Raw genomic sequence first — 12,422 nt, 5'->3', positions numbered from 1 at the left:
CCTCTTTATATCAAAGCTATGATTACGTTCAGTGCCCTCGAGATTATAATGACCCTGACCTTAGTTTTTGGTATGCTTCACGCAAGGATACGCGAAGAGGCATATAATGATTTGCCCGATGGAGAGCAGGTGGAAGTAAAAAGGTTGGTGGTGGCCGATATAGTATTAATTCTGGTGATTGCCTTCATAGGCCTTCAACTCGTCCATGTTGATACGTTACCCTTCACCAAGCCAACCAGTGCCTCTGGTATATTCGGCTTTTTAGCGCTGGTTATAGGGAACATAGATCAGTTTGGGCAAAATATGCTCAAGCACAAGGAAGATTCGATACAGCATGCGATTTACCTCCTGGGGACGCACGTGCTGGCCGTTATCGTCTTCACCTTGGCAACCCTGCTGAGCTAATGGCTATCTACCAGCAGGAAACCACCGAGCGACGCCACTGGCGCATCGCAGCCCTCCTCACCGCCCTGTGCATGCTCATCGTGCTGGGGCTGGCCACCAGCTGTAAAAAAGCACCACCGGCCCCCCCGGTCGTAACCACGATCTACGCCGACACGGCCCGCACCCGGCTTCTGCACCGGGCTGAGGAGTCGGGTAAGGCCGTGATCATCATTCACGAGCGTAACCAAAAAACCGTAGCTGACTATGAAAAATCTGTTAGTGCCTTCGACTCGATACGGGTCACGCTGCCGTAAGGCCCTGCTTCTGCTGGTTGCCCTGGCGCTGTCAGCTCTGTGTGCCCTCTTCACCCCGGCCGGTGCGCAGGGCGTGCAGGCCATGGTTAAAAACCAGCCGTTTCCCTACGCGCAGGGCGTAGCCATGGACACCACGATTTACGCAGGTGTGAAAGCTAAACTGCTCGCAGCGGATGCCCTCCGGAAGGCCTCGAAAGCGGCCGTGGATTCACTGCAGCGGGAGATTCTAAAAACCCGCACGGCCCTCGATGACCAGACCCAGCTCGGCCGCTACGATGCCGGGCAGGCGCAGGCGCTCACCCAGCAGCTGGGTTCGCTGCAGACGCAGCTGGTCACCGCCCAGGTAGGCTATCAGCGGGCTGACGAATCGATCAATAGAGTGCTGGAGGCTCTGCCCAGACGGTACCGGAATCGCGCTAAATCCTACGACGAGATTGCCCTGGCTACGGAGGAATATACCCGGACCATGCGCTGGCGACCGGCCAAATGGGGCGGAGCCGGAATAGGACTAGGCTTTCTGTTGGGTGTAGCCGTTAGCTTCTTCTAGCCATGGAGATCACCCTGGCCGATTACCAGGCGGCAGCCGCGCTGCTGCGCACCGGTGTTGCCGAGATCCGGGCCGTCGCCGACGTCGAAAGCCGGGGCCGGGCGTTCCTGCCGGACGGGCGACTGGTCATTCGTTTCGAAGGGCACCGGTTCCGCAAGCACACAAAGGGTAAGTACGACAAGTCACACCCGACCCTGTCGCACAAGTACATGCCCAACTGCCCCTACAACAAAGGGGTGGCCAGTGACTACAAACGCCTGAAGATCGCCATGGCGCTCGACCCGACGGCTGCGCTGATGAGCTGCAGCTGGGGCATGTTCCAGATCATGGGCGACGAGTACTGGCGCTGTGGGTTTAAAGACGTGCACGCCTTCGTCGATGCGCTCAAAACGGGTGAGAAAGCCCATCTGCTGGCCGTTTGTCAATTCATCCTGAGCAAGAATTTGGATGATGCCCTGCGCACCCACAACTGGCGGGCCTTCGCCTTCGGTTATAACGGCGCCGACTACGAGGTGAACGAGTATCACCTGGAGCTCGCTCGCCGGTACTCTTTTTATCTACTCAATTCGTAACCCCCGTATACCCATGGAATTTTTCACCAAAGAGTTTTTCGTCGAAATGTTCAAGTACAGTCCCTTCGTGACGGTGATGATCATTTTCCTGATCATCGTCTGGCGATCGCTGGGCAAAAAAGACAAGGCCCTCATCGACATGATGCGGGAAAACAGCGCCAGTCAGCTCCAGCTGACCCGCGAAAGTATCACGGCCCAGAACGCCATGGCCTCCAGCAATTTGCAGGTGGCGGGTGCGATCGAAAAGGTACACGAGGGGCAGCGCGATATCCGGGCCGATATCGAGAGCCTGAAAGGCCGGTCGCTAAACGGCCGGAAGGTGACCGGTAAAAAGCCCACGGCGACCGCATGAACGTTGTCGTCATCGGCCAGCACACTTTTCGGGGTCCAGCCTCCTGGGACGAGCTCACCCCCCGCCACTTTCTGCAGCTGCTCAACTGGCGGGTGAAGTTGGGCGGAGAACCGGCCGGTCGGTGGGTGCTGCTCCAGCTGTGGTACGGCATCCGCTACCGCCACACCCGGCTGCTCGATGACGATCAGCGCGCCTGGCTGATCAGTTACCTGGATTTCCTTGACGAACGGCCGGAGCGCTGGATGCTGCCCTGCCTGCGGGTTCGACTGCGTCGGTATATAGGGCCGGGCGATGGACTGCAGCATCTGACGTTTGCCGAATTCATGCACGCCGAAGCGGCTCGCAAACGCTACGAAGCCGATGGCCAGCCGGCCGATCTGGCGGAGCTGGTGGCCGCGCTGTATCGCCCGAAAGCCCGTTTTTTTGAGACGGCCGGTGATGGGGCCCGCACGCTGTTCGATCGTCGAACGCTGGACACCCAGACGGCCGACATGGCCACCCTGCCCGGCGCGGTGCAGCTGGGTGTCTTGATGAACTACATGGGCTGTCTGGACCGCTTTCCCGATCAGTTCGAGTATTTGTTTAAACCCTCGGATCAGGGAGGGCAGGAGGGCGGCAGCTGGCTCGACGTCGGTATCAGCCTGGCCCGCCAGACCGGGGCGCTGGGAACATTTGCCCAGCTGGAGCAGAGTAACCTGTACCTGGTACTGACCATGCTCGATGCGCTGATGAAAGAAAATGAACAGCTTAAAGCAAAGCTTCAACATGGGACCGACTGAGGAATTTTACAGGGCCTACGGGGAAAGTTTGGCCAGCCGCCTGGCGGAGATCGCCCACAGCCCCGCCCGGCCCGCGTTCGTGTTTCTGGAGGATATGGGTGATCCAAAGGAACTCAAGCTGCAGACGGGAAGAAAAGACGCGCTGCTGGGCGATAACCAGCTGGTTTGGGAAGCGTTTCAGGAGGATCTAGACACCGGGGGGCGCGACAACTACCACAGTGTGTGGACGGGCAGCGTGGCCGTGATCCGGAAGGCCACCACGGACGAGCAGATCCGGGCGGCCCGGGCCACCGCCCGACAACTGGTGCTCAAAGCCTACGCGCTCATGCTGCAGGATGCTGCCCATGGCGCGCTGGCTGAGGAATTCATTCAGGTGGAGGTTCGTCAGCTACCCCTGGAGAAGATTGGGCCGATCGCATCGGGCTGGCACGGCTACGGTTTGCAATTTAGCTGGACCGTGCCGGTCGATCTGGAGCTCGGTCCCCTCGACCTGATCGAATAGCTGCTTGAGTGTTGTCATTGATTACGGGGGTGCCGGGGGGCAATTTCGCCACCATGTCCGTTACCCTCGTACAAGCTCCTGACACCTATGCACTGACCAAAGGGGGTCGGATGCGCTACGTTTTTAGCGGGCAGGGCCGCTTCGAGACGACCGGCACCAAAGCGGTGGCTGGCATCATATTCTACGGGCCAATCGTCGACGGCGAGACCATCGGGCTGCGCTGGAATGGCAAAACAACCTCCGTTACCGCCCGCACCAATCCCACCCGCCCTGACGAGTTTCCGGCCGGCGACGGCTCAGCCGCCTACGTCGACTCCCTGCTGCCCTTCTTTCGGGGCCTGTACGCCTTTCGGAAAGATTGGGTTGTAACGCGTGAGAGTGCAGGAAACCTGCACGGAATTACCTTAACGGCGCGTCGCCCTGGCAAAGCCTACAACCTTACCTACATCCCAGGCAAGACGCCCGAGCTGGAGCGCAAATACACCGTTGGGCAGTCGGTCATGGGTACCGACGCCCTGGTTCGGGATCGGTATGGCATCTACCTCGAAGTGTACCTCCAGAAGCCGGGCACGACCGGGGCCGATCGGGATCTCGACTACGAGCTGATCGGCGACGGGGGCAGTCACATCGAATGCGATGCGGACGGGGTAGCCAAGTACGACCTGGGGGATCTGCTGCACAGCTACCTGAGTGCTGATGTGCCCGATTTTCAGGGCCAGGGTGGCCAGGTGGCCCAGCAGTCAGCCCGACAGTACTACGTGGCCTACGGCGAGGCCTGGGGCCAACCGATCACGGTGCAGCAGGTCGTTGAAGACCAGACGCGCCATGCGTACCTGGGCGGTGCCGACTGGGAGCGCCGGGCCGACACCGGCTACAATCTGACGACAGCGCTGCTGGGTGCCGATGCCGGGGCCGACAAGTCCCTGTTGATGGGATCACCGGCGCGAATAGCCCGGCTCGACGAAGCCCATTTTCTGACCTTTATCAATCTGCGGGAGCAGGCCTCGTCGGTCAAGCTGGAGATCCGGATGACCTTCGACGATGACAGCACGCACGTGCGCACGGGCATCCAGGCGGCTATCGATTACCAGCCCGGTACCAAAGTAGCGTTCCCGGTGGGGATCGCTCAGCTGAACCTGCGTGAGCAGGTGCCAGCGGGTAAGTTTCTCAGGGAATACAGCTGTCGACTGGTTACGCTGGCCGGGGGCTACCTCAGCCGGGCTTATCGCTACGTGGTCGATTACGACAACCGGCCCTACCGGCGTCAGTTTTCCTACCTCAACAGCCTGGGCGCGTTCGACAGCATCATGACCTGGGGGAAAGGCAGCTACGAGCTGCAGCTGTTCTACGAGCAGGCCGAGCGCGTCATGCCCGCAGGCTACGAGCCGACGGCTGCCCAGTTCGTGCAGTATAACCTAAGCCGGCAGCAAGCCGTCGAAGTGGCCTCTGGCTGGCAACCGCTCCCGGAGCTGCAGCGCTGGGATGACTTTTACTGCTCGGCCGTACGCTTTCAGGTGCTGGCGGATCGCGTCCTGGCCATCGGCCTTACCAACAAGCAGATCCGCCAGCAGCGGGACGGCGACACCCAATTCGCGCACGTCTTCAGCTACGTCTACCAGCACCGCGACGAGTTTTACACCGATGATTTTCCCGAGGGGGGCGAAACCCTGCCCCCTGTGCAGGCACCGGCCGGTAGCGTCTACGTGCTGCCACCCCTGCCCGTATTTACCCGCGACCCTACGGTTCCCCAGGCGGCTCGCGATCTGACGACGCCCCTGCTCGATAAACTCAAAATTGTCGCGGAGAGGCCTAACCCGGAGACCCTCGGCTTTCTCAAGCAGCCCGCAGCGGATGCGCTGTACCGGCGTGACGACGAGAAGATTTCCTACCGGGATGACCTCATCGATAAACCAACCACACGCGAAGAGTCTGGCCTCACGGACGTGTATACCATACCCGAAGCCATACAGATGACCAACCTGATCCTAAAAAACACCGTCGGCGTTCACCCCATCTTAAGCAGCTGGACCGACGAAGTTGAACCCGCCTAACTATGCCTGGTATTCGCGTCAAGTACCCCACCGGTTCCGAGTGGACCTATAGCCTGGATTTGGAAAACTGGCAGAGCAGCCCCGTATTCACGGAGACTGAAACAGGCGTAGCGTTTGTTGTCGGCACGGTTTACACCGTCTACTGTCGCAATGTTGTCCAGGAGATCGACGCCGTTGCGGCTATTGAGTTCGGGGCGGGTGACAATGACGACACCCTCCATGCGGTCGCCCAGCGTGGTGGGCCCGGCCGAAAAGGTTGGACGGATGTTCTAGTCCAGCTCATGGGGGGGCTGATGCTGGATAAAATTCCGCTAACCACGGAGAACTATCCAGTCCTCGTCTTGGGGCCAGACAAGCGGGTCTACCGGCGAGAGGGAGCTGTACCTGATCCTGATCCGGACCCAGATCCAGTCTCCCTGCTGGTGTTCGGTAACCACTACGTCGATATCGACCAGGCGCTCTCTGGTGATGGGGGCGGTACTTCGCCTGTTTCCCTACTGGTATTCGGTAACCACTATGTCGATACAACCGTGTACGTTGATCTGCCGACTGACCCCGACCCTGATCCCGATCCGGAGCCTACCGGCCCGCCGGTCCTGGGCGGCACCCACTCGGGATCGCTCGACGCCGGTGACTGCTACAGCGTTCGGGGCTGGTGTGCCCGGCGTAGTAACCTGAATGAAATTCAGGGGGTCGATATCTACCTCGGCCCGAACCGCCAAACCAAGGTGGCAACCGTTACCTGTTCGCTGCCGCGTCCGGATGTGGCCACCGCCTTGGGGCAGACGGGGGGCTTCAATACGTATGGTTGGGAGTATGCCGTTCCGGCACAGTACCGAACGGGGGTTGTTTTGGCCTGGCACGCCTATGTGGCGGGTACGGCCCTGGAGCTAACCTTTAGCCCGCGAACCACGAATGCCTGCCTGGCCGATGGCCCCCAGCCGATTTCTCAGTTCCGCACCGCCCCGACTTCTCCGCAAAGTGTGGTCGAGGGTGGGTCAGCCCAGTTGCTGTTTCAGCAGAAGTATAACGACGATCAGTGGCGGGATTATTCGGGCGACTCGACCAGTGAGTACTACGGGTCACCCCCCTCCCTGTCCTCGACCATCACCACTGGGGGGCTGGTCGAAGTGCCGGATAATACGATCGAGCAAAATATCGCCTTTACGGTCAAAACCGTCTTCCCGGGCGGCTACGTGCTGCAGACTAATCTGACGGCGCTAAACAACGTAGATAATACGCCACCCGTGGTTGCTACGGCCATTCCCGACTGGCTGGTAACGCAGGCTGGTGTGCAGTCGCGGCCTCTGCCCGCTACCACGTTCTCCGATCCGGGCGATACGCTGACGCTGACATCGGCCCGTATTATTAATGCCACAACCACGGAGCCGTTTCCGACTGGATTGCTGTTCGATCCCACCTGGCCAGGCATACATGCCATCACGGCTGACTTCCCCAACGGAAGCTATCCAATCCGGGTGTGGGCGTCCGATAGCGTCGGGCAGGCCGTAGCGGCCGACTTCCTGTTGACGGTTAATCGACAGGCTGTACCCAATCCTGATCCGGAGCCCGTTAACAAAATCCTGGCCGTCGACCATTTCTGGTCTGGCGATAACCCGCCCCAGTTCTCAGAGGTCAACCGCTTCTGGGTGCAGACTCGGCTATCCAATGGAGTCGAGTATGCCTTCGAATGGCCTGCCCAACAGACCTACATCGGAGCTGTTGCGGCTATGCCTAAAACCGTATTCGCGTCTATGTCTGCCACCAGCAATGATCCAGGTGGCTATGGCTACACCGGCGCATTCGCGGGAGTGATTCACACGGCTACCGTTTACCTCCGCGCTACTGACAAACCCAATGATGTCCTCGTGATCAACGTCAACAACGGCGCTGCGGCTATTGCCCGCACGACCGTCTATACTGCTCCGTAACCATGGCTTTTTACCTCGAAGTAACCAATACCGTAGCCGCCAAGACCGGCTGGCCGGTGGGCCAGAAACGCTACTGGCCCTACAGTCAGGGCACCTGCGCCCAGGCCGAAGCGGCGTTTCGGGCGCTTACCGACGCCCAGCAGGTGGCCCAGACCACGCTGGCCGCACCCGCCCCGGCGTCGGGCCAGGTCTGGCAGGTCCGCAACTGCGCGGCCACGGCCGATGGCCCCTACGTACCCGACACCGACGACGGTCCGGATCTGATCGACTAACCGGCTTACCACCTCACTTGTACGAACCATGAAAAAACTACTCATTCTGCTGCTGTCGATCCTGACGCTCACCGGCTCGGCGCAGCCCATCAAGAAACAGAAGGTAAAACGGGAGCGGGCGGACGGCTCGACCGAAAAGTTCAAGCTCTGGCGCGACATGAGCATCTACCCGGACAACCCAGCGGGCAGAGACGCCTTCTTTGTGGCCGTCAACAGCGGCTGCACCGCCTTCTCCTACACCCACGGGGGCACCATGCCCGTCAGTGGCACCTGCGTATCGGCTCCTTCCTGGATCACCGGCATGCGCTACTCCTACGCCGGGGGGCTGTTGACCATGGAAGGGGCGGGCCAGATCGGCCGGCTGAAATTCGAGCGGCAGGATGGACAGGCCTTCACGACCACCAATCCGGACGGGGTTACCATCAACTCGAATACCTTCTACGTCTACGGGTCGCTGGGCAACCAGGCTCCGTATGACCGGCAGTGGGCCGTGAATCTGCCCCAGGTGCCGCTCCGCATTACGGCCGAGCAGGCGGGTGGATCGGCCACCTACCCCTATACGTTTACGCCCAGTACCGGCGCGCAGCGGATCGTGCTGTCGGGCAGCAACACCAGCCCGCCCACCTGCACGACCTGCGGCACCGGCACGACCGGCCCCAGCTGGCTGGCCGCGCGGTACACCCAGTCGAGTCAGTACCTGCAGGTGCAGGGCGATCCGAGCGATGACGGCAACGGCATCACCCTGCGCATCGAGCGCGTCGACGGCGTGGCGATGGCCCTGCAGAATGACAACAACCCCAGCCTCAGCTCGGGCGTCGACTACCCCTGGGGCCAACTCAATAACCAGGCTCCCTTTGTCATCGAGTGGACGCTGGGGCCGGTGCCTACGGTGCCGATTCGGCTGACCTTTAAAAAACCGGGTCAGGCTGATTTCGTGCACGTCTTTACGCCCGCGCTGACGGCCACGCCGGTTCCGCTGTTTACGGCGGCCGGTTCTAGTGGAGGTGGCACCACCACCCCACCGGCCTGCACCACCTGCGGCTCGGGTACGTTCGCCTACCAGGCCCCCGCTCAGCCAAGCGACTGGACGGAGGTCAGCAGCCAGATCGTGCCGCCCTATAACATCCAAGTGAAAGGGATTCTGCGCCAGGAGTCGGGGAACATCCGCATCGAGCTGGCCGAAGGGTTCGGGGCTACCCTGCAGATCCAGCGTAAAGTGGGTACCCAGTGGGTGAGCACCATCAACCGGCGCGATCAGGGCCGCTGCGAGTCGTACTGCGGGTATGCAGGGCCCCTCAACTACGCAGCTGATCAGGGCAACACCTGGGCGCAGATTGGCTATAACCCGCTGGGGGGTGGCGTGAGTGGCGAAGCGGGGCCAGTACTCTTTAAAGGCATTACTCCCGACGGCTGGCTCTACGCCAAAACCCAGTACGTCAGCTGGCCCCATAACCAGCTGCAGCTGCTGCCTATGTACGTCGAGCGGTGGGCGAAAGCGACCAACAACCGCGTCGACGTCCGGCTGAAAGTGACCCACTTCCGGGGCGATAAAACGCTCTACGACGCCCGCGAGCAGGAGACGCCCTTCACCATGATCTGGCCGGCGACGGAAGCGCGCTTTTATAATGGCAATCAACCCTTCACCAATGCCTCGACCACGAGCACGGATGCCGTTGGCTGGACCATATCCAGTTTCCCCCTCAGCGAACCCTGGATAGCGGCTAACCTGCCCGAGGGGGGCTACATCGGGCTAGTCTCGCCGGATCTCTACAATGCCAACCTGAACTTCACCGATCTGGACTCGACGGAGGCCTCGGGTGAGTTCAGCGACCGGTTCATGTACATGGGTGCCCGGCCCTACAGCCACCTGGATGCGGACCAAACCTTCTACCACGAATATTCGTATGTGATTGGCTCGGAGGCCGACATCCGGGAAGCGGCCTACGCCCTGCCCCGGCAGGCGCTGCCGAGCTGGACCTTCAGCCGGGCCGCGGGCCGGGCCGGGTGGGTGGGCCTGGACGGCATTTCCGACAAAGGCGAGCCCTTCAGCTCTGATTACTGGAATCCCAAATTCGAAGGGAAAACCGAACTCATTGGGGACGTCCCGACTACGCATGCCTCGACGGTGACGCTGCAGTCGCCGGCCGGAGCCTGGAAGGCGGCTGACTTTACGACCCTCTACATCCGGATGAAGTACGCCAAGGGGGCCTCCAACGCGCCCAACCGGCTGCGGGTAACCTGGCTGCGGGTGGGTCAGAAACCGTCGGGCTTTGATCCCAACAATGCCGGTAATTCGGTGCAGTATCCCCTGGGACAGCGGGATGATGCGTCCCAGACGGTCTACTTCGACGTGCAGGATGATGGTCAGTTTCACACCTACGCCGTCAACCTGGCCAGCGCGCCCGGCTGGACGGGGATCATTCACCGCTTCGAGATCGGCAATGACCGCGGCTGCTGTGGGCTGATTCAGAAAGGTCAGCAGCTGGAAATTCAGTACATCGGGGCTACCAATCCCGACACGGCTCCTGAGCGGCTGTGCCCCAGCTGCACCTATCCGGCCTACGCCAAGGTGTTGTTTGTGGGCAACAGCATCACCTACCATCCCTACCTGCCGGGGGTGTGGGAATACGCCTGGGCGATGGCCGCATCGGCGCCCGACAAAACCTATATGGCCCAGGTGGTCCGAGAGCTTAAAACGGTCAACTCCAATCTGCAGGCGCGCACCCTGGTCGACTTCGAAGGCGACGGGGGTACGGTCACCGGCTCGACCGGCTCGGACTGGGAGCAGAACCACCGGACGTTCAACCTGGATCGCTTCAACAACGTAGCGGCCTGGGGTGCGAACCTCATCGTCGTGCACCTGGCTGAGAACATTACCGATCTGACCAACCTCAGCGCGGACTATAAAGCGCTGCTGGCCAAACTGCGCTCAGGGAATCCCTCCGCGCGGGTCGTTCTGACCAATTCGGTCTGGAATCAGGCTGCGGTGACGAGCGTCATCAACGGGGTGGCCAGTGAGCTGGGCCTGTCGCTGGTCGACGTGGCGGATTTCTGGAGTAATCCAGGGTACTACGTCAACCAGACGGGTAACGCGGTGCAGCGCCATCCCAACGATGCGGGGCATAGGGAGCTGGCCCGGCGCACGCTGGTCGCCATTGCCTCGACGCCCAGCGCCCCGGTCTGCACGACCTGTAACTCGGGTACGCCAACGACGGCCGGCTTTGAGGGATATGGCAATGTCTATGCAGCGAATAGCAGCTATACGGCGCAGCCCGAAACGGCCCGCCCCAGTGCCTCGCCCTGGCGCAGTTTTATTGATAATGGGGTGATCAAGGCGGGCATCAACGTACGCGTGGGCTCGGTGCTCGACTGGCTGTCCGAGAGCGGCAGCTCCCTCAACCGGATCAACTCACCTGTTTGGAATTCGGGGCGAGAAGATGCGGGTCGTCAGGTGATGGATGCCATGTACGGCTATCCCAACGGGGTTGCGCTGCATCCCTGGAGCGAAGGCCTGTACTCGGAAGCCGGGCTGAGCTCGTTCAGCCCGGTTGGCATCGGCTATAACCCCGTGCAGGGGGGCAATATCGATGATTATCCGATGTATGGGCAGACCCTGATTCACTCGGTGCAGAACGGGCTGATGTACGCCAAGGTACAGCCGGTGCAGTGGGAACTTAGACCGTCCCCTCGGGGCGATGGTACCGGCGTGCTGGGGAAAATGTACATGGAGACGTGGCAGCAGTTCGATCCGGCTGAACCGCGGGCCGTTCGGCGGCATTCGCGCTGGACGATGTTCCGCGACGATCCGCAGGCCAGTCACTACCCGACCCCCCGCCAGCAGGAGCTGCCCTGCGCCTACGTCCACCCGAGCTATTCCGAGTTCTGGTACTGCGCCGGTAAGCCCTACACCAATGCCTCGCTTGTCCCGTACCCCATTACCAGTTCGGGGGCGGCCGAACCCCCTCGCTTCTCGACCGAGCCCTTTATCCTGGCTAAAAATCCCGCTAACGGACGGGTCATCATCCTGTATACGCCCCATTCGGGCCGGGTCGTGGCGGCTGAGCACCCCAACGGGCCGAACGCGACCTTCCCGGCGGCTTATATCGCGTCAGCCCCGATGCTGTCGTGCGACAAAGATGGGGTGTATGATTTCGACGTGGCGCTGGGCGAATTTCCCAACGAAGCAGCCGCCCGGATCTGGCTCTATAACCAGCCCCGATGGCCCGGCACCTTCGAGGTGCGCTTCGACCAGGGCAAAAAGAGCCGGTTTGGCTGCACGCTGTACAATGCCTACGATCAGCTCGAAAAGAATATCGTCGACGGCATTACGGTGACCCCGGCGACGGATAACGAAAACGGGGGGCGCGACTTCGATATCACCCTGCCGGAGCGCTGGATCAACGCGGATGTGCACAAACACATCTACCTCCGGGCCTCGTTTCAGGGCTCGAACTCGATCTACCTGCGCTGGAAGAAAGGCGCGCAGGAGTTCACCCACCCGCTCTCGATCAATGCCGACGGGCAGCTGCGGACGATCGATATCGACCTGACGAATGTGCCCAACTGGTCGGGGGATCTGGGCATGGAGGTCTCAATCAAGCGCGGCAACTACGGGAGTGGCCTCATCCCGCTGCAGAATGATCAGTGGCACATCAAATGGATCAGCTACCGCAACCTTGATAACTAACCAAACTGTAATCCAGGCCGCTGAAGGGTTG

The 12,422-nt window shown here is 60.9% G+C and carries 11 protein-coding genes; all 11 read left to right on the top strand.

Annotation, left to right across the window (positions count from 1 at the left end):
- Positions 1-18 precede the first annotated feature (18 nt).
- The 11 genes from EQG79_RS14245 to EQG79_RS14195 are packed head-to-tail and all read left to right on the top strand — an operon-like array spanning position 19 to position 12,391.
- Entirely contained in the window at positions 19-405 is a 387-nt protein-coding gene (locus tag EQG79_RS14245; protein ID WP_129602069.1) for a hypothetical protein, read from the top strand.
- A complete protein-coding gene (locus EQG79_RS14240) occupies positions 405-698 on the top strand; it encodes a hypothetical protein (protein ID WP_129602066.1) in 294 nt (97 codons plus the stop codon). Before EQG79_RS14245 ends, EQG79_RS14240 begins: the two co-directional genes overlap by 1 nt.
- On the top strand, positions 649-1,245 hold the full coding sequence (locus EQG79_RS14235) for a hypothetical protein (protein WP_129602064.1): 597 nt from the start codon (positions 649-651) through the stop codon (positions 1,243-1,245). Before EQG79_RS14240 ends, EQG79_RS14235 begins: the two co-directional genes overlap by 50 nt.
- A 2-nt stretch (positions 1,246-1,247) precedes the next feature.
- Positions 1,248-1,817 carry an N-acetylmuramidase family protein gene (locus tag EQG79_RS14230; protein WP_129602062.1) on the top strand — a complete coding sequence of 190 codons (570 nt, stop codon included), beginning with the start codon at positions 1,248-1,250 and terminating at the stop codon, positions 1,815-1,817.
- Between the two features lie 13 nt (positions 1,818-1,830).
- The gene (locus tag EQG79_RS14225; RefSeq protein WP_129602060.1) at positions 1,831-2,169 is read left to right on the top strand and encodes a hypothetical protein; all 339 of its coding nucleotides are present in this window, start codon (positions 1,831-1,833) and stop codon (positions 2,167-2,169) included.
- Positions 2,166-2,948: a hypothetical protein gene (locus EQG79_RS14220; protein WP_129602058.1), complete on the top strand. Its 783-nt coding sequence runs from the start codon at positions 2,166-2,168 to the stop codon at positions 2,946-2,948. The genes EQG79_RS14225 and EQG79_RS14220 overlap by 4 nt, the downstream gene beginning before the upstream one ends.
- Complete coding sequence (locus tag EQG79_RS14215; protein ID WP_129602056.1) at positions 2,935-3,450, top strand: hypothetical protein; 516 nt, start codon at positions 2,935-2,937, stop codon at positions 3,448-3,450. Before EQG79_RS14220 ends, EQG79_RS14215 begins: the two co-directional genes overlap by 14 nt.
- A gap of 8 nt (positions 3,451-3,458) precedes the next feature.
- On the top strand, positions 3,459-5,501 hold the full coding sequence (locus tag EQG79_RS14210) for a hypothetical protein (RefSeq protein ID WP_165358894.1): 2,043 nt from the start codon (positions 3,459-3,461) through the stop codon (positions 5,499-5,501).
- A 2-nt stretch (positions 5,502-5,503) separates the two neighbouring features.
- Positions 5,504-7,432: a hypothetical protein gene (locus tag EQG79_RS14205; RefSeq protein ID WP_129602051.1), complete on the top strand. Its 1,929-nt coding sequence runs from the start codon at positions 5,504-5,506 to the stop codon at positions 7,430-7,432.
- A 2-nt stretch (positions 7,433-7,434) separates the two neighbouring features.
- Positions 7,435-7,704, top strand: a complete 270-nt coding sequence (locus EQG79_RS14200; protein ID WP_129602049.1) for a hypothetical protein — start codon at positions 7,435-7,437, stop codon at positions 7,702-7,704.
- 28 nt (positions 7,705-7,732) lie between these two features.
- Positions 7,733-12,391: an SGNH/GDSL hydrolase family protein gene (locus EQG79_RS14195; protein ID WP_129602047.1), complete on the top strand. Its 4,659-nt coding sequence runs from the start codon at positions 7,733-7,735 to the stop codon at positions 12,389-12,391.
- Positions 12,392-12,422: the final 31 nt, after the last annotated feature.

This window comes from Spirosoma sordidisoli (assembly GCF_004138325.1).
In the GTDB taxonomy this organism is placed as follows: domain Bacteria; phylum Bacteroidota; class Bacteroidia; order Cytophagales; family Spirosomataceae; genus Spirosoma; species Spirosoma sordidisoli.
This window is presented reverse-complemented; position numbering and strand designations above follow the sequence as displayed.

Coding starts and splice junctions, on each gene's coding strand:
- EQG79_RS14200 (WP_129602049.1), top strand. CDS start 7,435: ATGGCTTTTTACCTCGAAGTAACCAATACCGTAGCCGCCAAGACCGGC.
- EQG79_RS14220 (WP_129602058.1), top strand. CDS start 2,166: ATGAACGTTGTCGTCATCGGCCAGCACACTTTTCGGGGTCCAGCCTCC.
- EQG79_RS14215 (WP_129602056.1), top strand. CDS start 2,935: ATGGGACCGACTGAGGAATTTTACAGGGCCTACGGGGAAAGTTTGGCC.
- EQG79_RS14205 (WP_129602051.1), top strand. CDS start 5,504: ATGCCTGGTATTCGCGTCAAGTACCCCACCGGTTCCGAGTGGACCTAT.
- EQG79_RS14225 (WP_129602060.1), top strand. CDS start 1,831: ATGGAATTTTTCACCAAAGAGTTTTTCGTCGAAATGTTCAAGTACAGT.
- EQG79_RS14230 (WP_129602062.1), top strand. CDS start 1,248: ATGGAGATCACCCTGGCCGATTACCAGGCGGCAGCCGCGCTGCTGCGC.
- EQG79_RS14245 (WP_129602069.1), top strand. CDS start 19: ATGATTACGTTCAGTGCCCTCGAGATTATAATGACCCTGACCTTAGTT.
- EQG79_RS14195 (WP_129602047.1), top strand. CDS start 7,733: ATGAAAAAACTACTCATTCTGCTGCTGTCGATCCTGACGCTCACCGGC.
- EQG79_RS14240 (WP_129602066.1), top strand. CDS start 405: ATGGCTATCTACCAGCAGGAAACCACCGAGCGACGCCACTGGCGCATC.
- EQG79_RS14235 (WP_129602064.1), top strand. CDS start 649: ATGAAAAATCTGTTAGTGCCTTCGACTCGATACGGGTCACGCTGCCGT.